Annotated in this window: 17 protein-coding genes; 8 read left to right on the top strand and 9 right to left on the bottom strand. The window is 71.6% G+C overall.

Annotation, left to right across the window (positions count from 1 at the left end; genetic code table 11):
* The first annotated feature begins 6 nt into the window (after positions 1-6).
* On the top strand, positions 7-237 hold the full coding sequence (locus KIK05_RS03685) for a hypothetical protein (protein ID WP_214409091.1): 231 nt from the start codon (positions 7-9) through the stop codon (positions 235-237).
* Between the two features lie 37 nt (positions 238-274).
* Complete coding sequence (locus tag KIK05_RS03680; RefSeq protein WP_250562188.1) at positions 275-859, top strand: nitroreductase family deazaflavin-dependent oxidoreductase; 585 nt, start codon at positions 275-277, stop codon at positions 857-859.
* A 28-nt stretch (positions 860-887) separates the two neighbouring features.
* Here the strand turns inward: KIK05_RS03680 and KIK05_RS03675 are convergent, their stop codons facing one another.
* Positions 888-1,106 (bottom strand): hypothetical protein, encoded by a 219-nt coding sequence (locus KIK05_RS03675; RefSeq protein ID WP_214409090.1) that lies wholly within the window; start codon positions 1,104-1,106, stop codon positions 888-890.
* 139 nt (positions 1,107-1,245) lie between these two features.
* Between KIK05_RS03675 and KIK05_RS03670 the strand changes: the two genes are divergently transcribed.
* Positions 1,246-2,034 carry an ion transporter gene (locus tag KIK05_RS03670; RefSeq protein WP_214409089.1) on the top strand — a complete coding sequence of 263 codons (789 nt, stop codon included), beginning with the start codon at positions 1,246-1,248 and terminating at the stop codon, positions 2,032-2,034.
* 37 nt (positions 2,035-2,071) lie between these two features.
* On the opposite strand, the gene rpsD is transcribed toward KIK05_RS03670, so the two are convergent.
* Entirely contained in the window at positions 2,072-2,686 is a 615-nt protein-coding gene (gene rpsD, locus KIK05_RS03665; RefSeq protein WP_214409088.1) for a 30S ribosomal protein S4, read from the bottom strand.
* 95 nt (positions 2,687-2,781) lie between these two features.
* On the opposite strand from rpsD, the gene KIK05_RS03660 reads away from it, so the two are divergent.
* Complete coding sequence (locus KIK05_RS03660) at positions 2,782-3,504, top strand: DUF2470 domain-containing protein (protein ID WP_214409087.1); 723 nt, start codon at positions 2,782-2,784, stop codon at positions 3,502-3,504.
* On the opposite strand, the gene KIK05_RS03655 is transcribed toward KIK05_RS03660, so the two are convergent.
* Entirely contained in the window at positions 3,442-4,668 is a 1,227-nt protein-coding gene (locus KIK05_RS03655; RefSeq protein WP_214409086.1) for an ROK family transcriptional regulator, read from the bottom strand. The genes KIK05_RS03660 and KIK05_RS03655 overlap by 63 nt on opposite strands.
* Before the next feature lie 193 nt (positions 4,669-4,861).
* Here KIK05_RS03655 and zwf point away from each other — a divergent pair, with 193 nt between their 5' ends.
* The 4 genes from zwf to eda are packed head-to-tail and all read left to right on the top strand — an operon-like array spanning position 4,862 to position 9,859.
* On the top strand, positions 4,862-6,367 hold the full coding sequence (zwf, locus tag KIK05_RS03650; protein WP_214409339.1) for a glucose-6-phosphate dehydrogenase: 1,506 nt from the start codon (positions 4,862-4,864) through the stop codon (positions 6,365-6,367).
* Positions 6,364-8,214, top strand: coding sequence for a phosphogluconate dehydratase (edd, locus tag KIK05_RS03645; protein ID WP_214409085.1), 1,851 nt, complete (start codon positions 6,364-6,366; stop codon positions 8,212-8,214). The genes zwf and edd overlap by 4 nt, the downstream gene beginning before the upstream one ends.
* Complete coding sequence (locus tag KIK05_RS03640) at positions 8,211-9,248, top strand: glucokinase (RefSeq protein WP_214409084.1); 1,038 nt, start codon at positions 8,211-8,213, stop codon at positions 9,246-9,248. The genes edd and KIK05_RS03640 overlap by 4 nt, the downstream gene beginning before the upstream one ends.
* A complete protein-coding gene (gene eda / locus KIK05_RS03635; RefSeq protein ID WP_214409083.1) occupies positions 9,245-9,859 on the top strand; it encodes a bifunctional 4-hydroxy-2-oxoglutarate aldolase/2-dehydro-3-deoxy-phosphogluconate aldolase in 615 nt (204 codons plus the stop codon). Before KIK05_RS03640 ends, eda begins: the two co-directional genes overlap by 4 nt.
* Here the strand turns inward: eda and KIK05_RS03630 are convergent, their stop codons facing one another.
* From KIK05_RS03630 to KIK05_RS03605, 6 genes are all read right to left on the bottom strand, one after another.
* Positions 9,860-11,290 (bottom strand): MFS transporter, encoded by a 1,431-nt coding sequence (locus KIK05_RS03630; RefSeq protein ID WP_214409082.1) that lies wholly within the window; start codon positions 11,288-11,290, stop codon positions 9,860-9,862.
* Between the two features lie 108 nt (positions 11,291-11,398).
* Positions 11,399-12,850, bottom strand: coding sequence for an MFS transporter (locus tag KIK05_RS03625; protein ID WP_308249725.1), 1,452 nt, complete (start codon positions 12,848-12,850; stop codon positions 11,399-11,401).
* 170 nt (positions 12,851-13,020) lie between these two features.
* Positions 13,021-14,532, bottom strand: coding sequence for a glycosyltransferase family 39 protein (locus KIK05_RS03620; protein ID WP_214409080.1), 1,512 nt, complete (start codon positions 14,530-14,532; stop codon positions 13,021-13,023).
* A 60-nt stretch (positions 14,533-14,592) separates the two neighbouring features.
* Positions 14,593-18,390, bottom strand: a complete 3,798-nt coding sequence (locus KIK05_RS48690; RefSeq protein ID WP_214409079.1) for a golvesin C-terminal-like domain-containing protein — start codon at positions 18,388-18,390, stop codon at positions 14,593-14,595.
* A 232-nt stretch (positions 18,391-18,622) separates the two neighbouring features.
* Positions 18,623-19,666, bottom strand: a complete 1,044-nt coding sequence (locus KIK05_RS03610) for a hypothetical protein (protein ID WP_214409078.1) — start codon at positions 19,664-19,666, stop codon at positions 18,623-18,625.
* An 11-nt stretch (positions 19,667-19,677) separates the two neighbouring features.
* A complete protein-coding gene (locus KIK05_RS03605; protein WP_214409077.1) occupies positions 19,678-20,277 on the bottom strand; it encodes an RICIN domain-containing protein in 600 nt (199 codons plus the stop codon).
* Positions 20,278-20,491: the final 214 nt, after the last annotated feature.

Here is a 20,491-nt window from a genome sequence, read left to right as displayed (position 1 = left end):
GAGGGCATGGTCCTGGTCACGGTGCGACTCCCGCCTGACGCGACGCTGGAGCAGGCGATGCGGCAGCTCGGCCTGTCCGAGGACGAGGTCGACACCGCCTACGGGCTGGTGCCGCTCGACCCCGAGCAGGGCCTGTACGCCGTGCGCGTCACCGAGGCCGCCGGCCACCGCGTCACCCCGGCGGCCGGGGGCCCGTACTCCGATCCGCCGATCGAGCCCTACGGCCCCACTCGCTGAGCAGGCAGTTGACCTAGCGCTTGCTAGGGAGCTATCCTTGGCCCCCGTCGGCAGCCGCCTTCCTGAGCCGGGACGTGAGGTCACCGTGGTCGAGCAGCAGCAGTCCAGCGGCGGGGTCATGGCACGGGTGAGCGTCGCGCTGCGCCCCTTCTTCCAGTGGCTGGCCGGCACCCGCGGCTTCGCCAAGGTCGCCCCCGGCATCGTGCCGCCTCTCGACCGCTTCCTCAACCGGGTGACCGGCGGGCGCGTCCTGATGGGCGACCAGATGATCCCGCACCTGCTGCTCACCACGACCGGCAGCAGGAGCGGGCAGCCGCGGCAGAGCCCCCTCGCCTGCCTGCCCGAGCCCGGCGGCACGTGGCTCGTCGTCGGCAGCAACTTCGGCAGGGAGAACCACCCGGCGTGGAGCGGCAACCTGCTGAAGACCCCGCGGGCCACGGTCACCTTCCGCGGGCGGGTGACCCCCGTGACCGCCCTCCTGCTGACCGGGGCCGACCGCGAGCGGGCCTGGCGGGCCCTCACCGGCTTCTGGCCGCTGTACCAGGGCTACACCGAACGCTCCGGCCGCGAACTGCGCGTCTTCCGCCTGTCCCCACGCCCCCCGGGCTCCGGCGACGAATGACCCGGCGCGAACGCGGGGCGCCGCCCGCCTACCGCTGGAACACGATGTGCCAGCCGAACCAGATCAGGAACCCGATGAGTGCCGCGCTGGTGACGATGCGCCAGTGCTTCACCGGGTAGATCCCGAGCCACTCGCGTAGGCGCTCGGAGAGGGTGCCGCCCTTCTGACGGGTCACCAGAGCCCACGTCTCCAGGACCGCGAACGAGCCGACGGCGAGCCCGAGCCACACCAGCCAGACCGTGTTCACTTCGCCACCGTACGCCGCTTTCGGGCCTTGTGCACGGATATCGGGGACGGTGCCCGGCGGACGTCCGGGACGCCGGGCGGCCCCGAAGACCATAAGATCTTGCGCGTCCCGTTCGCCGGAATCAGGAGTGCGCAACCCCATGCGTGATCGTGTCCGTCACGCCCTCGAATCGAAGTGGTTCCAGCGAGCGATCATCGCCGTCATCGTCGTCAACGCGGGCACGCTGGGGATCGAGACCTCGCCGCCGGCGGTCGCGTCGTTCGGCACGGTGCTCCACGTGGTCGACCACGCCGCGCTGTACATCTTCGTCGCCGAGCTGCTCGCGAAGATGTACGTCTACCGGTTGCGGTTCGCGCTCGACCCGTGGAACCTCTTCGACACGGTGATCGTGGCGGTGTCGTTCCTGCCGACCGCCGGCGGGCTGTCGGTGCTGCGCGCCCTGCGCATCCTGCGGGCGCTGCGGCTGATCTCGGTGGTGCCGAGCCTGCGCCGGGTGGTGTCCGCGCTGCTCACCGCCATCCCGGGGATGACCTCGATCGGCGTGCTGCTGGCCCTGGTGCTGTACGTCGCGGCGGTGATGGCCACCAAGCTGTACGGCGAGACCTCGCCCGGCTACTTCGGCGACCTGCCGACCTCGCTGTTCACGCTCTTCCAGACGATGACGGGCGACGGCTGGTCGGACATCAACCGCGAGATCATGGAACGGCACCCGTCGGCGTGGGTGTTCTTCGTGGTGTTCGTGCTGATCTGCACGTTCGTGGTGCTGAACCTCTTCATCGCCGTGGTGGTGAGCGCGATGGAGGAGGAGCAGCAACGCGAGCGCGGCGACGCCGGCGGCGTGGCCGCCGAGCTGGCGGCGCTCCGCGCGGAGATCGCGGCCCTGCGCGAGGCCATCCCCGCGGCGGAGCCGACCTCCTCCCTGCGCTGACCGGGCCGGGTGCTCGCCCGTTCGGCGGGGCCGGACCTCAGCGGGAGTAGTGCTCGACGACCAGGGCCTCGTCCACCAGGACGGGGACCTGCGTGCGTTCGGGCTTGCTGAGCAGCGTGAACCTCAGCTCCGTCAGGTCGACCTGGAGGTAGGGCGCGGTGACCTCGTCGGCGTAGGTGCCCTCGGCCGCCGCGACGAAGGGCTGCATGGCGCGCGACTTGGGGCGGACGGCGACGGTCTGGCCCGGCCTGACCAGGTAGCTCGGGATGTCGACCTTGCGGCCGTCGACGGTGATGTGCCCGTGGCTGACGTACTGGCGTGCGGCGTAGATCGAGGGCGCGAGCCCGGCGCGCAGCACGAGAGAGGCCAGGCGGCTCTCCAGGATCGAGACGAGCTCGGCGCCCGCGCGTCCCGGGCGGCGCACCGCGAGGTCCCAGTACCGCCGCATCTGCTTCTCGGACACGTCGTAGTACCAGCGGAGCTTCTGCTTCTCCAGGCGGCGCACGCTGTAGTCGCCGGCGGCACGGCGGCTGGTCTTACGGCCGTGCTCGCCCGGCGGGTACGGCCGCTGCTCGAAGTAGCGCACGGCCTTCCTGGTCAGCGGAAGCCCCGCCCGCCTCGACAGCCGCACCTTCGGTCCGGTGTAGCGCATGACGACCTCCCCATGATTAGGTATGCCTTACTAAGGGAAGCCTAACCTTATTAGACTGTGTGACGCGACCTTAAGAGCCCAAGGAGCCACGCCGAATGCACGTGACGGTGCCCCCTATCTCCGAACGTATCCGCAGCCTCGCGGCCGCCTGCGAGCCCACCCACGTTTCGCTGGACGGCTCGGCGCACGCCGCCCGCGGGGCGGTCGACGGTGACGGACGCCCGATCCTGCTGGTCAAGCCGGGCGACCCCCTGCACGGCCTGCCCGCCGGCACCGACGCGGTGGTGACCGTGGACCTCGCCGCGGGGCGGATGCTGGGCGGCGTCGAGCACCCGCGCGGCCTGCTGAAGGTGCACGGCTGGGCGCAGGCCGTGCCACCGGAGCAGGCCCGGGAGGCGGCCGTGGCCGTGGCGGGACGCCGCGCCGACGAGGCGCTGTTCGCGGCCGTGGAGGGGACGCCGGGCGGCCCCCGGCTGTTCCGGGTGGACGTCGGCTACGTGATCTACCTGACCGGCCAGGAGTCGGGGATGCTGGACGCCGAGGACTACCTCGGCGCGGACCCCGGCCCGTTCCCGGAGGCCGCCGAGCGCATGCTGGACCACGTCAACGCCGCGCACCGCGACGGGCTGAGGCGGGCGGTGGAGTCGCTGACGGGCGGGCCCGCGCCGGAGGTCTGGCTGTGGGAGCTCGACCGCTACGGCGCGACCGTGCGCTCGGGCATCGCCGACCCCGTCCTCCTCAGGATCCCCTGGCCCTCACCCGCCGGCGACCTGGAGGCCCTGGAACGGGCCCTGAGCTGCCTGATGTGCCGGCACTGAGGCGGCATCGACCACCTCGGGGGCCATGATGTGGTCGATCACCATCAGCGCGCAGCCGGTGATGCCGGCGCTGGGGCCGAGCCTGCTGCGCTCGATGCGGAGGCTGCGGGTGGCCAGGGCCGTGGAGCGGCGGTAGACGACCTCGCGCACGCCGGAGACCAGCGGCTGGAACCGCTCGGCGACGTCGCCGCCGAGCACGACCACGGCCGGGTTGAGCAGGTTGACGGCGCTGGCGATCACCTCGCCGAGCAGCCGCCCGGCCCTGCGCACGACGGTCATCGTCTCGGCGTCCCCCGCGCGCACCAGCGTGACCACGTCGGACAGCGAGGACACGTCCCGGCCGCGGGCGCGCAGGTCGCGCAGGATGGCGGTGCCGCTCGCCACCGAGTCGACGCAGTCGACGTTGCCGCACCGGCACAGCACTCCCCCGCCGTCCCGGACCGGGATGTGGCCGATCTCGCCCGCCGCGCCGAGCGCCCCGCGCAGGATCTCGCCGCCGGCGACGACCCCGGCGCCGATGCGCGTGGAGACCTTGACGTACAGCAGGTCGCGGACCTCCCCGGCGTACGCGGTGCGGTACTCCCCGGCCGCGATGACGTTCACGTCGTTGTCGACGAAGACCGGCACGGGGAAGCGGGCCTCGATCAGCGGCGGGATCACCACGCCCGTCCAGCTGGCCATGACCCGGACGCTCTCGGTGCGTCCCGCGGCGAACTCGACGGTGGCAGGGACGCCGAGGCCGACGCCGCGCACCTGTGACCGGGGGCGGTCGCCGAGCAGCTCGTCCCACAGGTCCATCAGCAGGGGCAGCACGATGTCGGGGCCGCGCTCGACGTCGATCTCCAGGTCGGTGCGGGCCAGCTCGGCCCCCGCGAGGTCGCACACGGCGATCTGCGTGCGGCTCGCGCCGAGCGAGGCGACCAGGATGACGCCCGCCGCGGCGTTGAACGTCAGCCGCGCGGGAGGGCGGCCACCCGTGGAGGGGCCTTCGGTGTCCTCCACGATGAGATTGCGTTCGAGGAGCTCGGCGACCCGCATCTGGACGGCGGGGCGGGAGAGCCCGGTCAGCCTGCCGATGTCCGCCCGCGTCGCGGCCTCGCCGGTGCGGATCAGCTGGAGCACCTCGCCAGTGCTGGCGAGCGTGGAGCCCGGTCGTCGACTCATCGGCTAAGTCAATCACACCTCTTATGTAAACTGAACTTCCTAAGTTGCTCATCTCAAATATCAAAACTCCGGTTGTGCGCGGCCAAAGATCGGGCTAGTGTCCGATCTGTCCGCATTGGTAGATCTACGGAGCTTTCCCGTGCTTGAGCCCGCGCCCACGACCGCGAACGAGCCGCCCGCGACCGCCGGCGAGCTGCCCGCGCCGTCCGCCGCGACCGCGTCCGAGAGCCCCACCGCGCACGTCGCCGACCTCGTCATCTTCGGCGGCACCGGTGACCTCTCCATGCGCAAGCTGCTGCCCGCCCTGTATCACGCCGACCGTGACGGGCGGCTGGCGCCGCAGACGCGCATCATCGCGATGTCGCGCAGTGGGCTGGACGACTCCGACTTCCGTGGCAAGGTGGAGGCCGAGGTACGGCCGGGACTGCACGCCGGCGACGCCGAGGGCTGGGAGAGGTTCCTCGGGCGGCTGCACCACGTCTCCGTCGACGTCGGCGACATCCAGCAGGCCGGCTGGGGCGCCCTCACCCGGCTGCTCGCCGGGCGCGAGGACATCGACCGGATCTTCTACCTCGCCAGCCCGCCGATGACGTTCGGCCCGTTCTGCCGCGCCGTCCACGAGGCCGGCCTCGTGACGCCGCGCTCCCGCGTCGTGCTGGAGAAGCCGCTCGGCCGCGACCTGGCGGGCGCGCAGCAGATCAACGACGAGGTCGGCGCCATCTTCGACGAGCACCAGATCTTCCGCATCGACCACTACCTGGGCAAGGAGACCGTCCAGAACCTGCTCGTGCTGCGGTTCGCCAACGCGTTCCTCGAGCCGATCTGGAACTCCCTGTGGATCGACCACGTCCAGATCACCGTCGCCGAGTCGGTCGGCACCCCCGGGCGTCGCGGCTACTACGACCACGCGGGCGCGCTGCGCGACATGGTGCAGAACCACCTGCTGCAGCTGCTGTGCCTGGTCGCCATGGAGCCCCCGGCCCGCAACGACCGCGAGGCCATCCGCGACGAGAAGGTCAAGGTCCTGCAGGCCCTGCGGCCGATCAGCGGCGGCGAGGCCGACCGGTTCACCGTGCGCGGCCAGTACGTCGCCGGCCAGGTGGACGGCAAGGACGTGCCCGGCTACCTCGACGAGCCCGACAAGACCGCGCCGACCGAGGCCTCGCGCCGCGTGGAGACCTTCACCGCGATCCGCGCCGAGGTGAAGAACTGGCGCTGGGCCGGCGTGCCGTTCTACCTGCGCACCGGCAAGCGCCTGCCGCACCGCCGCTCCGAGATCGTCATCCAGTTCAAGGACGTGCCGCATTCGATCTACCCCGGCGGCAGCCCCAACCGGCTGGTGCTGCGCCTGCAGCCCAGCGAGGGCATCACGCTGCACCTGATGGCCAAGGAGCCGGGCGCGGGCGAGGTCCTGCTGCGGCCGGTACCGCTCAGCCTGAGCTTCGCCGACACCTTCCGCACCCGCGTGCCCGAGGCGTACGAACGGCTGCTCATGGACGTCCTCGCGGGCAACCCCACGCTGTTCATGCGGCGCGACGAGGTCGAGGCCGCCTGGCGGTGGATCGACCCGATCATCGCCACCTGGGAGTCGGGCGACGCCCTTCCCGAGCCGTACGCGGCCGGGACCACCGGTCCCGCCGCCGCCCACGAACTGCTCGGCCGCAGCGGCCGTGCCTGGCACGAGGAGGACCTGCCGTGAACCGCACCGTCCAGGAGGTCACCGAACGCCTCGCCGAACGCAGCGCGCGCAGCCGCGCGGCGTACCTCGCCAGGGTGGACGCCGCCGCGCGGGAGGCCAAGGAGCGCGGCCCGGCCCGCACGAGCCTCGGCTGCGCCAACCTCGCCCACGGCTTCGCCGCCTGCTCCCCCGCCGACAAGCTGGCCCTGCGCGGGAACGTCAAGCCGGGCGTGGCCATCGTGTCGGCCTACAACGACATGCTGTCGGCCCACCAGCCGTACGAGACCTACCCGGCCGTGCTGAAGGAGGCCGTCCGGGAGGCCGGCGGCGTCGCCCAGTTCGCGGGCGGTGTGCCGGCCATGTGCGACGGCATCACCCAGGGCCGCGCCGGCATGGAGCTGTCGCTGTACAGCCGCGAGGTCATCGCCATGGCCACCGCGATCGCCCTGTCGCACGACATGTTCGACGGGTCGCTGATGCTCGGCGTGTGCGACAAGATCGTGCCCGGCCTGCTCATCGGCGCGCTGCACTTCGGGCACCTGCCCGCGGTGTTCGTGCCCGCCGGTCCCATGACCTCGGGGCTGCCCAACAAGGTCAAGGCCCGCACCCGGCAGCTGTTCGCCGAAGGCAAGATCGGGCGCGGCGAGATGCTGGACGCCGAGGCCAAGTCGTACCACTCCCCCGGCACCTGCACGTTCTACGGCACCGCGAACTCCAACCAGGTGCTCATGGAGGTCATGGGCCTGCACCTGCCGGGCTCGACGTTCGTCAACCCGGGCACCGAGCTGCGCGACGGCCTCACCCGCGCGGCGGCCAAGCGGGTCGTCGAGATCACCGCGCACGGGGAGGAGTACACCCCGGTCGCCGGGGTCGTCGACGAGAAGGCCCTGGTCAACGCGGCCGTCGCGCTGCTGGCCACGGGCGGATCGACCAACCACACCATGCACCTGGTGGCCATCGCCGCCGCGGCGGGCGTCGAGCTGCTGTGGGACGACCTCGCCGCGCTGTCGAAGGTCGTGCCGCTGCTGACCCGCATGTACCCCAACGGCCAGGCGGACGTGAACCACTTCCAGGCGGCCGGCGGCATGCAGGTGCTGATCGGCGACCTGCTCGACGCCGGGCTGCTGCACGAGGACGTGCTGACGGTCGCCGGGCGCGGTCTCGGCCTGTACCGCAGCGCCCCCGCCCTGAAGGAGGGCCAGATCGTCTGGGAGGAGCGGACCGAGCCGAGCGGCGACCTCGACGTGCTGCGCCCGGTCGCCGACCCGTTCTCCGACGACGGCGGCATCCACATGCTCAGCGGCAACCTCGGCCGGGCGGTCAGCAAGGTCTCGGCCGTCAAGCCCGAGCACCTGGTGATCGAGGCCCCGGCCAAGGTCTTCGACGACCAGCTCCAGCTCCTGGCCGCCTTCGAGGCGGGCGAGCTGGACGGCCAGGACTTCGTCGCGGTGATCCGCTACCAGGGGCCGAGCGCCAACGGCATGCCCGAGCTGCACAAGCTCACCCCGCCGCTGGCCGTGCTGCTGGACCGGGGCCAGCGGGTCGCGCTGGTCACCGACGGCCGCATGTCGGGCGCGTCGGGCAAGGTGCCGGCGGCGATCCACCTGTCCCCCGAGGCGGCCGACGGCGGTCCGATCGCGCTGGTCCGCGACGGCGACCTGGTCCGGCTCGACTCCTCGGCCGGCACCCTCGACCTTCTGGTGCCCGCCGAGGAGCTGGCCGCCCGTACCCCCGAGGGACGGCCGCTGCGGGACGACGAGTGGGTGGGCACCGGCCGCGAGCTGTTCGCCGCCTTCCGCCGTTCGGCGGGACCGGCCGAGCGCGGCGCCGGGATCTTCGCGCTGAGCGGCGCGGAGGGCGGCGCGTGAGCCTCATCCCCCCTCCGGCCCCGGAGAGCCCCTGGCTGGTGGCGGACATCGGCGGCACCAACGCCCGCTTCGGTGTCGTCACCGCGCCCGGGACGCGCCCGGAGGCCGTCGCGGTGCTGCCGGTGGCCGAGTTCGACGGCCTGCCCGCCGCCGTGGACCACTACCTGACCCACCACGCGGGCGGCGCGCCGGTGCGGGCCGCGTGCCTGGCCATCGCCGGGCCGGTGAACGCCGACCGCTACCGCCTCACCAACGCCCGCTGGGCGGGCTCGGTGAGCGAGCTGGACGTCCCGCACGTGGAGCTGCTGAACGACTTCGAGGCCCTGGCGCTCGCCCTGCCGCACCTGGCGGGCGACGAGCTGGCCTCGCTCGGCGGTCCCGAGCCGGCGCCGGACATGGTCAAGGCCGTTCTCGGCCCCGGCACCGGGCTGGGCGTCGCCGGGCTGGTGCCCGCGCGCGGCGGCTGGGTCCCGGTGCCCGGCGAGGGCGGACACGTCTCGGTGCCCGCCGTCACCGACCTGGAGTTCGAGGTCGTACGGGCGCTGCGCGCCGACGGCATGTCGTTCGTGGACGCCGAGCACCTGCTGTCGGGCCCGGGCCTGGTGCGGCTGCGCCACGGGCTCGCCCTGGTGGAGGGCACGCCGGTGACGCCGCTGCCCGCCTCGGAGATCGTGGCCCGGCTGGACGACTCGCTGTGCGCGCGTACGGTGGAGGTGTTCTGCGGGCTGCTGGGCAGCTTCGCGGCAAACGTCGCCCTCACGCTCGGCGCGCACGGCGGGGTCTACCTCGGCGGTGGTATCGTGCCGCGGATCGTCAAGCGCATGCGCGAGAGCGACTTCCGCCGCCGCTTCGAGGCCAACCTCGTGCTGTCGGGATACCTCACCGGCATCGCGACCACGGCGATCGTCGCCGAGCAGCCGGCGCTGGCCGGCGCCGCGGCGTGGCTGGCCCAGCGCGCCGGCGACGCCCGCCAGGCGACGGTCCCGCAGCCCCAGCCCTCGGTAACACCTGCAGCAAGGAGCGCCAACCCGTGAGCATCCTCGACCTCGCCCCCGTCGTCCCGGTCGTCGTGATCGACGACGTGGAGACGGCGGTACCGCTGGCCCGGGCGCTGGTGGCGGGCGGCCTGCCGGCCATCGAGGTGACGCTGCGCACCTCCTGCGCCCTGGCCGCCATCGAGCGCATCGCCGCCGAGGTGCCGGACGCCGTGATCGGCGCGGGCACCGTCCGCACCCCGGCCGACGTGGCCGCCTCGGTGAAGGCGGGCGCGCGGTTCCTGGTGAGCCCCGGCAGCACGCCCGCCCTGGTCGACGCGATGACCGGCAGCGGCGTGCCGTTCCTGCCGGGCGCGGCGACGGCCTCGGAGGTCCTCGCGCTGGCCGAACGCGGCCTGACGGAGCTGAAGTTCTTCCCCGCAGGCCCGGCGGGCGGCGTCGCCTACCTCAAGGCGCTGGCCGGTCCGATCCCCGACGTCCGCTTCTGCCCGACCGGTGGCATCAAGCCGGAGAACGCGCCGGAGTATCTCGCGCTGCCGAACGTCGGCTGCGTCGGCGGCACCTGGCTGACCCCGGCCGACGCGCTCGCCGCCGGCGACTTCGCGCGGGTCGAGAAGCTCGCCGCGGAGGCCGCCGCCCTGCGCGGCTGATCACATGGAGAGGGGCCGGGCCAGGTCCTCCAGGGGCCTGCGCTCGGCGTCCACCGCCAGCACCGCCGCGACCAGCCCGGCCGCCACCATGACGGCGGCCGCCGCCAGGTAGCCGTAGAACAGCCGGTGCGGGTCGGCGTGGGCGGGACCGCCGATGAGCGCGCCGAAGATCGTGGGACCGAGAGCGCCGAACGCCTGGGCGACGCAGAAGAACAGCGCGATCGCCAGCGCCCTGATCTCCAGCGGGAACAGCTCGCTCACCGTGAGGTACCCCGAGCTGGCCGCCGCCGAGGCGATGAAGAACATCAGCGACCACAGCAGCGTCTGGGTGGTCGCGGTGAGCATCCCCCGGTCGAACAGCCAGGCCGTGACGAGGAGCACCGTCCCGGACAGGATGTAGGTGGTGGAGATCATCACCCGGCGTCCGACGGTGTCGAACAGGGGCCCGAGCACGACCGGCCCGGCCAGGTTCCCGACCGCGAACGCGAACAGGTATTTCGAGGCGTCGTGCGGGGCCACGCCGTAGAAGGTGCTCAGCACCAGCACGTAGGTGAAGAAGATCGCGTTGTAGAGGAACGACTGGCTGATCATCAGGGTCACGCCGAGGACGGTGCGCCGGGGGTATTCGCGCAGCAGCACGCGGGCGATCGTCCGGTACGACGGCGTGCCGTGCGGCCGGAACTCCAGGGCCCGGCCCGGGTCGACCGGCGCGAGCCGGCCTCCCCCGCGCGCGACGGCGGCCTCGATGCCGTCGACCGTCCGCTCGGCCTCCTCTCCCCTGCCGTGCGTCAGCAGCCAGCGCGGGCTCTCGGGCAGGTGGCGGCGCAGCGTCCAGATGACCGCGCCGAGCGCCGGCCCGATGAGCAGCCCGAGCCGCCAGCCGACGTTCACCGGCAGCACGTCGGGGTCGAGCAGGACGTACGTGCTCGCCGTCCCGAGCATCGCGCCCAGCCAGTACGTTCCGCTGACGGCCAGGTCGACCCGGCCCCGATACCGCGAGGGGATCAGCTCGTCGATGGCCGAGTGGATCGCCGCGTACTCCCCGCCGATGCCGGCGCCCGCGAAGAAGCGGAAGAACAGCAGGAACAGCAGGTTCGGGGAGAACGCCGTGATGCCGTTGGCGACCAGGTAGAGCCCGAGCGTGACGACGAAGAGCCTGCGCCGGCCGAACCGGTCGGCCAGCCGCCCGAACACCAGCGCGCCGACCACCTCGCCGAGGAGGTAGACGCTGGCGGTCAGGCCCACCTCGACGGCCGACAGGCCGAGGGTGCGCCGGTCCTGCAGCACCGAGCCGATGGCGCCGGCGATGGTGATCTCCATGCCGTCCAGCACCCAGGCGACGCCCAGCGCCACCACGAACCTGGTGTGGAACGCCGACCACGGCAGGCGGTCGAGCCGCGCGGGCACCAGGCTCCGGACAACACTGCGCATGATCACACAGCGTAGCGACATGCGTCCTGATCGTGGCCGCGCCTCCCCGGACACGGTGCGGCCCGCGCCCCGCGTACGGGGTGCGGGCCGGCGCACAGCAGCTACGGGCTACCCGGCGGCGGGGACGGTGGCCTTGGCGTCCCGCATCGACAGGGAGGGCGCGATGTCCTCCAGGGAGCGGCGCTCGGCGTTCACCGCGAACAGCATCGCCACCACACCCGCGGCGATCATCAGCGCCGCGGCGAACAGGTAGCCGTAGAACAGCCGGGTCGGGTCCGGGTGCGACTGGTCGCCGATCAGCGCGCCGAAGACCGTCGGGCCGAGCGCGCCGAACGCCTGGGCGACGGAGAAGAACAGCGCGATCGCCAGCGCCCTGATCTCCAGCGGGAACAGCTCGCTCACCGTGAGGTATCCGGCGCTGGCCGCCGCCGAGGCGATGAAGAAGATCACCGACCAGAGCATGGTCTGCGTGGTGGCGTTGAGCACGCCCTCCTTGAACAGCCAGCCGGTGAGGGCGAGCAGCGCGCCGGAGACGATGTAGGTACTGGAGATCATCGGCTTGCGCCCGATCGTGTCGAACAGCGGCCCCAGGATGAACGGCCCGGCGAGGTTGCCCACCGCGAAGACCAGCATGTACTTGGAGGCGTCGCTCGGCGAGACCCCGTAGAAGGTGTTGAGCACGAGGACGTACGTGAAGAAGATCGCGTTGTAGAGGAACGACTGGCTGATCATCATGGTCAGCCCGAGGATCATGCGCTTGGGGTACTCCTTGAAGACCACGCGGAGGATCTCGCCGTACGACGGGGCTCCGTGCGGGCGCAGCTCGATGGCCTGGCTCTCGTCGACGGGCGGCAGCCGGTTGCCGCTCTCGGCGACGGCGTCCTCCACGCTCTTGGCGGCCTGCTCGGCCTCCTCCTGCCGGCCGTGCATCAGCAGCCAGCGCGGGCTCTCGGGCAGGTGGCGGCGCAGCGTCCAGATGAGCACGCCGAGCACCGGGCCGACGAGCAGGCCGAGCCGCCAGCCGAGGTCGACGGGCAGGATGTGCGGGTTGAGCAGGATGTAGGTGCTGGCGGTGCCGATGATGGCGCCCAGCCAGTAGGTGCCGCTGACGGCCAGGTCGACCCGGCCGCGATAGCGGGACGGGATGAGCTCGTCGATCGCCGAGTGGATGGCGGCGTACTCCCCGCCGATGCCGGCGCCCGCGAAGAAGCGGAAGACCAGCAGGAACAGCAGGTTCGGGGAGAAGGCGGTGACGCCGTTGGCGGCCAGGTACAGCCCGAGGGTCAGGATGAACAGCTTGCGCCTGCCGAACCGGTCGGACAGCCGCCCGAACACCAGCGCCCCCGCCACCTGGCCGATCAGGTACACCGTCGCGGTGAACCCCACCTGGACGGCCGACAGGCTCAGCGTCTGCCGTTCCTGCAGCACCGATCCGATCGCGCTCGCGATCGTGATCTCCATCCCGTCCAGCACCCAGGCGACGCCCAGCGCCACGACCAGCCGTGTGTGGAACCGCGACCACGGCAACCGGTCCAATCGGGCCGGCACGAGCGTTCGCACAGCTTTGTCCATGACCACCTGCCTAGCGATCGGCGATGTTGCGAGCCCTGCCGGACGGCTCGCGGAATCCGCCGTCGAACAGTGGCTTCGCCCTCCGCCCCTGCCCTTGCCGGGCCGCTCCTAACGGGCGGACCGCCCACCTGTGAGGCGGGTGCCTTACGTCCGGCGGCTCAGAAGTGCCGCAGGCGGGGCCACAGGGCCGACCAGGGGGTGGCGGGGGCCTCGCACAGCTGGACCACCGCCTCCTGCTCCTCGTTGTCCACGCCCTGGCCGTTGTCGATCGAGGCGACCACGCGGCAGCCGGTGAAGAGGCCGCCGGCGAGCCGCAGGGCGTCCCTGTGGTGCACGAGCAGCACGGGTCCGGTGGCGGAGTCGGGCGGCGGACCCCAGTCGGCGTAGCTCATGTGGCCGGAGTAGGGGCCCGGCAGGCCGAGGGCCGGGCCGTGCCTGGCGATGGCGCCCGCCTCGCCGTAGTTCTGGGTGAAGATCACGGCGGTCCCGCGCCTCTCGGACGGGATCCGCCGCCAGGCGCCGGCGACGGTGGAGACCATGCCGGGCCAGCCGACCTGCTCGCCCTGTTCCTTGTTGATCCCGTTCACGGCCTGCAGGGCGCTCGGCGGCAGCACGGGCAGGGCCACGACGACGTTCATCGGCGCGCTCACCACGAACGCCGCCACGAGCGCCCAGCGCCGCGCCCCGCTCGCCCAGCGCACCACCGGCTCGGCTCCGGCGGCCATGGCGACGATCACCAGCGGCAGCACGTAGTACGGCTTGCCGCCCGCCACCAGCACGGCCACGGCGAGCAGCGGTACGGCCACGGCGAACGCCCGCGCCCATCGCACCGCGGGGTCGCGCCACAGCCGCACCAGGCCCGCCACCCAGATCGGCACGAACAGCGGGGACAACTGCACGACCAGCAGGGGCACGAACAGCAGGCGGTTCTCCCCCTCGTTCTCGCTGATCCCCTTCGCCACCGTGAGCTGCGGCCAGCCGTGCGCCGCCTGCCACCACAGGTTCGGCGCGGCCAGCAGGGCCGCCACCGCCACCCCGGCGAGCAGCCACCGGCTGCGCAGCACGCGCCTCGGCCCGACGGCGAGCAGTGAGACCACGAGACCCGCCACCAGCAGGGCGATCAGGTACTTGTTCAGCAGCGCCACCCCGGCGGCCGCCCCGATCACCGGGTACCAGCGGCCGTCACCGGTGCGCAGCAGCCTCAGCACCAGCCAGCCGACCACCACCCAGGCGAGCGTGTCGAACGTGGCGGTGGCCACCAGATGCCCCAGCACCAGGACGACCGCCGAGCAGGCCGCCGAGCAGGCCGCGACGAACTGCGCACCCCTGCCGCCGCCGAGTTCCCTGGCTGTGAGCACGACGACGATCACCACCGCGACCGCCGCCAGCGTCGCCACCACCCGCAGCCCGGCCGGCGAGACACCGAACACGGCGGTGCTCGCCCTGGCCAGCAGCGGGGTGAGCGGCGGCTGGTCGACGTACCCCCAGGCGGGCCGGTCACCGGCCACCAGGAAGTACAGCTCGTCGCGGTGGAAGCCGTAGCGGCCCGACAGCGCGGTCAGCAGCCCGGCGAGCACCGCGGCCACGGCCCCCACGGGCCCGGCCGCGAACGGCGGCGGACTCCGGCGTAAGCCGCCCGGTGCCGAGGTGTCCTCCCGCGTGATCGCCATGCGCCGATCATGACACCGGATCACCGGGCCTGCCAGACCCCGCCGCCGCTCGTCACCCCGCTACATCCCCATCTTCCGCAGGGTGTCGGTGGCCGAGTTCGCGTAGAGCCCGGCGCCGCTGATCTTCGGATGGAACGACTGGGCGGACGCCGGAGCGCTTTCCAGAGGTTCGTCACCCGGCGTGTGGTCCTTGACGACGCCGTGGATCGACTCAGGATCTCCGCAGATCGCCTTGCCGGCGAAGTACTCGCGCGGGTCGGAGAAGGTGACCGGCACGTCCGCCCGCGAGGCGTCGTCCGCGACCTGCGCCATCTGCTGGTCGAGGAGTTCGGCCATCGCGTTCATCCAGTTCAGCTCCGTGGGGAGGATGGTGGGGATGCTGGAGCACACGGACCCCTCCAGCAGCCTCGGATACCCCATGACCATGATCTTCGCGTTGGGGGCGAGGACGTGGACGCGCAGCAGAACCGCCTTGATCGCGTCGCGGACGGGGCCCTTGATCCTTTCCGGTTCGGCGACGCTGAGCGGGGCGCTGTCCCCCGAGATCGTGGTGGTCTGGCACTCCTGCACCAGCTTGTCGCCGTATATACAGCGTTTGACGACGTCGGAGAACCTGGCGTTGTTCCCTCCGATGGACAGCGTCACCAGTGTGGTGTTCTCGTCGAGATACCCCTGGGCCATCTGCGGCAGCTCACCGTACTGGCCGTCGCCGCCGTGGATGTCCCCGACGTCGCCGTCGAGGACGTTGGCGGTGACCGCCCCGGAGCAGGCGACGAAGTGGTAGTCCATCGACGGGTCCAGGCGGTCGGCCCGGTCGCCTATCGTCACGCTGCTGTCGGCCAGCCTCGCCTGACGGGACCAGGCGTACGGCGAGCGGTGACAGGCGTCCCGCCACTTCTTGTCCGCTCCGTCGACGTCGGTCTCCTTGTAGTAGTCACTGGGGCTGCTCTGCGCGGAGGCCCCTTCCCCGGAGGAGTAGGAGTCGCCCATCGCCACCACGAAGTCCCTCGGCTTGGCCGGCAGCGGCTGGACGGCGACGGCGTCCCAGGCGATGTCCTCGTCGCCGGTTCCGTCGAGGGTCTCGTTGCTCAGGGTGATCTTGGGCGTCCCGGCGAACTGGAACACTCCCAGCGACACCCATTTGTTCGCCTGCGTGCGTTGCGGCACGACGCGGTAGGAGTGCAGGGTGTCGTTGAGCCGGTACTTGGCCTCGCGGCTGTGCGCGCCGTGGTCGGGGGTGTGCACCATCACCCTGGCCCACCCGTTGACCTGGCGGTCCAGGGTCCAGGTCCCCCGCACCGCGAACTGGTCACCCGATTGGCGGGTGTGGACGAACCAGAAGTGCCCGCCGTCACCGCCCCCGAGCTGGTGCAGGTCGATCTTGGAGGTGTAGGTGCCGGTGCTGAGGCCGTTGGGGTCGAAGTCGAAGGAGAACGTCCCCGCGCTGCTCATCGACTTGCCACAGCGTGGGATGTAGGTGCCGTCGGGGACGTCGTCGACGACCAGAAAGCCCGACGGCAGGCCGGCGTACTGGTCGCACTGGGCCGGGAAGTGCGTGCCGTCGGCCGGTTCGGCGTACGGCGGGTCGAAGCGGATCAGTTCGTGACCGCAGGTGTTGGGACAGTCGAGCTTCCAGAAGTTCGACTGGTGGTAGTAGCAGTGCAGGTCGTACAGGCCGTTGTACTGGTGCGCGCAGGGACCGGGCTTCTCCGTCGAGACGTCGGGGTCGGTGGGCTGGTAGGCCTTACCCCACTCGCATTCGTTGGACTGGTCGCAGAACGTCGACGGCGGCGGGGTCGCCTGGTAACGGTTCTGGGTGGTGTTCCACCAGGCGGGCCGGAAGCCCGGGCCGTCGGGCGTGTCGATCGACCAGGACGCGAAGCCGATGATCTTCTCCGGGTAGGTCCAGCGTTCCGGGTGCGCCGCGTCGGCCCAGTGGTTGTCGTTGAGGAACGGCTTGCGGTCGGGGTTGTAGCGGGGATTGGCCGGGTTGTTGAACCAGCCGAGCCCCCACGCTCCGTGGTTCTTGTACGCCTCCGACTGCGGGTAGAAGCCGCTGTTGTAGGCCCAGGCGGCGTAGTACCAGTTCTCGATCCGCGAGGGGTCCCCGTTGTTGACCTTCATGACCGGGTAGAGCTGGTTCCACTTGTCGGTGATCAGCGAAAGGCCGGCGGCGATGTTGGAGGCGTAGTCCAGCGCGATCGCCCGCTGGTCGTCCTCGGGCAGGGTGACGTCCTTGTCGTTCCTCGGGTGCCCGGCGATGCGCATGCCGTCGGTCATCTGGGAGATCCCGTACCCGCAGTCGGCATTGTCCCAGTGGATGCTCCAGTCGGTGATCTCACCGGTGGTGCTGTTCGCCTTCAGGCCGTAGAAGTTGCCGATCAGCGGGTTGCTGTACTCACCCGGCTGGGCGTACCGGTCGGCCTGCCACAGGTTCGACTCCTGCGAGAGGATGCCGAGGAAGACCTGCGGCGGCACGTGCCCTCCCCCGGCGAGCGCCGGAACCGGGAACCTCTCCTGTGGTGTCTTGCCGGACACTCCGGTCCCGTGGGTGGGGCGCGGCGGGTTGAGCTGCCCCACCACCGCCATGTCGACCGCCCACTCGACCTGGCGGGCGGTCGGCTGGTAGGTCTGCGACCTCAGGTCGTTGCGCGGCACCGAGCAGTACCGGTCGTCGTCGACGGGGCTGGTGCGCGACCCGGCGACGAGCGCACGGGGAGCACCCGACGGAGAGCCGGGCAGCCGTACCGGGACCCGGCCCTCGGCGTACTTGCCGCTCGCCCTGGCGCCGGGCTCGACGGTGAAGTCCACCGTCCTGCCCGTCGCCGGGATCAACTGTTTCACCCGCACGGGCTCGGGGTGCTCGGGGTCGACCGGGGCGCCGACCCTGCGCATGACCGGGTTCTCGAAGTCCACGCCGGTCAGCGCCGCCTGCCCTTCGGTGGAGACCTGCGCGGTGGCGGGCACGTTGATCCGCCGGACCGGCGCCGGCAGGGCGGCCAGACGGGAGGGGCTGCCGGTGATGAAGACCCGCCCGGCTGTGCCGGCGGACAGGGCGACGTCGCCGAGGGCCCCCTCCGCGAGCGTGGTGGTCTTCCGGCCGACCGTGCGCTGGACCCGGACCTGGCCGTTCGCCCGGTCCAGGTAGTTCACCCCGCCGTCGGCGTCCACTCGGAGGTCGAAGGGCACGTTGGTCGTGGCCGCCAGCGGCGTCGCCTTGCCGTCCGCGCCGAAGCGGACGATCCGGTTGCCGCTGGCGGCGACGATGCCGCCGTTGGCGGGGACGGCGGAGGTGACCTGCCCGGCGATCTTGAGGGGGCGGCCGGGCTTGCCGCTGTCGGCGGCGACGGAGACGAGCCGGGTGGCGCCGAGGTCCTCGTCACCCTCCTGGGTGACGACCGCGGACTCCCCCGCTCCGCAGCCGGGGTTGAAGTACGACAGGCTCGTGGTGATGGGCAGCTTGGTGACGGCTCCCGACCGCATGTCCACCACGGCGGTGAACGCGCCGCGGCGGGCCAGTTCGGGCTTGTTGATGAAGGCCCGGGGCGCGTAGGCGACCACGGCGCGGCGCCCGGAAGCGGTCAGGCAGGCGTTGCCGATCCACCGGTCGGTCTCCAGCCCGGGCTCGGCCAGGGTGGCGACCGTACGCCAGGTGTAGCCGCTGGAGGCGTCGGCGGCCAGCAGGTGGAAGCCGCTGGCGTCGCCGTTGGTGGTCCACGCCAGGTCGCCGGAGGTGCGCCAGTCCTTCGGCAGCACCGCGTCCCGTTCCTTCGGCTCGACGGTGACGCCGGCGGTCGTGGCGGGAGCCTGCGGCGGCGGGGTGGGAGGGGGCGGTTCGGCGGCGGCGACCGCCGGCACCGTCAGGAGTGAACAGATCAGAGTCGTGATGGGAAGTACGGCAAAGCGCCGATGCGCTTTCATTCGTGACCCCTATTGGTCGGGGGGAGGTGGCACTTTCGCGCACGCGGGCATGCCGGCTCGCCGTCGGTGACCGGAGAGCCGGCGTGCTGCGGTGGAGTACGCCCGATGTGTCACGGCCGGTCGGGCGGCCGGCCTGGTTCTCGGAAGGGAGAGGTGGCCGTCGGGCCGATCAGTTGGCGGCGACGATGGACTTGGCGTTCGCGACCCAGCCGTTGAAGATCGACAGCGCCGTGGTGAGCTCCGCCTTGTTCTCGTCTAGCGCCTGCTTCTGGTAGGCGATCTCCAGTGCCTTGTAGGTGCCGACGAGGTTGCTCTCGGCCTGGCAGGCGGCGTCGGCCGCCGCGGTGGCCTTCTCCTCCGCGGTGGCCGGGGTGTCAGGGGTGCGCTCTCCCCAGCGCGGGTCGGTCTGGGCGCTCATGGGGTCGTCGTAGTGGTAGCCGCGGCCGTTCATGCAGGAACTCCAGGTCGCGAAGACCCGCTGCATCCGGTCGTCGCGCAGGGCCGCGAACTTCGACTGGACGGCGAGGAAGCGGGGGTCGACGGGCATCTGGGACACCGCGCCCTTCAACTGCCTGTCGCCTTCGGCCTCACAGCCGCCCTCCGGCACGGCGGCCCCGCTCGCCGTCGTGCTCTCGGCGCCCGTGTACGCGCGCAGGGCGTCCTCGGAGAGAGAGGAACCGGACGTGGCGCCGACGCTGGTCCCGCCGGACCGGTCGGTGAGGGTCGACGGGTATCCCGATTGCGAGACGTCAGCGGGCGGGAGGTAGTCGAGCACGTCGGTCTCCTTGTCGTCCGACGGGCTGGAGACGGGGTCGACGGTCCACGTCGTGAAGCCGAGCGAGCGCATGCAGTCGCGGGCCTTCAGCTCACCGGCGGTGTCGAGGAGATCGACGTCGCTCGACGAGGTCATCACCGGGTCCAGAGGCATGGCGACGCGATCCCGGCTGGTGATCTTCGGAATCTCGCCGAGAGGCGGCGGGGACACCGTCTGCGTCGGCTCGGGGCCGGGAGGTTCCGGCGTCTCGACGGGCCGCACGCTCGGCCCCGAGGCGCTGGGGGTGGGACTGGGGGGCGGGTTGCCGGCGGCGGGCCCGCCGGGGTTGGCCCGGGCCGCGGTGACGCCGCCGACGGCGAGAGCGGCCGCGGCCAGGGTCACGACCACCGCGGCCCGCCCTCTGCGCCTGGATGAACGCCCGGTCGGAATTTCCTGCATCGTTCGTCCTCCTATTTCCACAGGCATTGGCTCTGGGGGCCCATGGTCGGCCACATCACGAGGCTGCAGGGGCCGGATTTCTCCGAATACAGATAGACGTTGTACAGATTGAAGTCCGTGGCGCTTGTGGCGAGGATGTCGTTGTAGCCGCTGCCGCCGCATCCGGCCTTGTTGATCAGCACCCAGCCTTCGTCGGAGGAAAGGTGCTTCTCCTTCCACTCCTGCGTGGTGTACGCGTAGCGGCCGTTGGAGGGCCACTGCGTGACTCCGGACCCGCAGTTGTTGTAGGCGGTGAGCAACAGCAAGCTGTTGTAGTTGAACTCCACGTAGTATCTGTCGCTGAGTTTCTCGTCATACCAGTACTGGGTCTTGGTGCCGTTCCACGGCCACGCGCCGACGAGGGCGCCCTTCTTCTTCGATGACTGGTAGACCTCCAGGTAACGCTTGTAGGGCAGGTTCCTCCACGTCACCCTTCCGTCGGCGTGCGCCGCGACGTCGGGAAGCGCGCCGAAGGCCAGCGCCACCCCGACGGACACCGCCGCCGCCTTGCGCGCCCACCGGCGCGCCGCCGTACCGGCCGAGGCGGGCACAAGCGGTTCACCTCGTTTCACGTTCTCCTCCTGTTTTCCGGTCAGGTCTTCGCGGAACCGGCTTTGGAGGACGCGGACCGAAGGGATTCGTCCCAGGGGAGGCCGGCGGAGGACACAGGGTCCACCGCGATTCATGTGACCGGTCGAAAATCTGCCCCTAGGCGTGCTGTCGAGGAGCGGGATCGCCTCGCGCGTACGCCTGGAGCAGTGTTTCCCACGCCACCGTCCTGGTACA

This window comes from Sphaerisporangium fuscum, assembly GCF_018531465.1.
Taxonomy (GTDB): Bacteria; Actinomycetota; Actinomycetes; order Streptosporangiales; family Streptosporangiaceae; genus Sphaerisporangium; species Sphaerisporangium fuscum.
The sequence above is the reverse complement of the archived record's forward strand: the minus strand, read 5'-3'. Positions and strand labels throughout refer to the sequence as shown.

Coding starts and splice junctions, on each gene's coding strand:
- KIK05_RS03620 (WP_214409080.1), bottom strand. CDS start 14,532: ATGGCGATCACGCGGGAGGACACCTCGGCACCGGGCGGCTTACGCCGG.
- KIK05_RS03670 (WP_214409089.1), top strand. CDS start 1,246: ATGCGTGATCGTGTCCGTCACGCCCTCGAATCGAAGTGGTTCCAGCGA.
- rpsD (WP_214409088.1), bottom strand. CDS start 2,686: ATGCGCTACACCGGACCGAAGGTGCGGCTGTCGAGGCGGGCGGGGCTT.
- KIK05_RS03685 (WP_214409091.1), top strand. CDS start 7: ATGGTCCTGGTCACGGTGCGACTCCCGCCTGACGCGACGCTGGAGCAG.
- KIK05_RS03630 (WP_214409082.1), bottom strand. CDS start 11,290: ATGCGCAGTGTTGTCCGGAGCCTGGTGCCCGCGCGGCTCGACCGCCTG.
- KIK05_RS03655 (WP_214409086.1), bottom strand. CDS start 4,668: ATGAGTCGACGACCGGGCTCCACGCTCGCCAGCACTGGCGAGGTGCTC.
- KIK05_RS03610 (WP_214409078.1), bottom strand. CDS start 19,666: ATGCAGGAAATTCCGACCGGGCGTTCATCCAGGCGCAGAGGGCGGGCC.
- KIK05_RS03660 (WP_214409087.1), top strand. CDS start 2,782: ATGCACGTGACGGTGCCCCCTATCTCCGAACGTATCCGCAGCCTCGCG.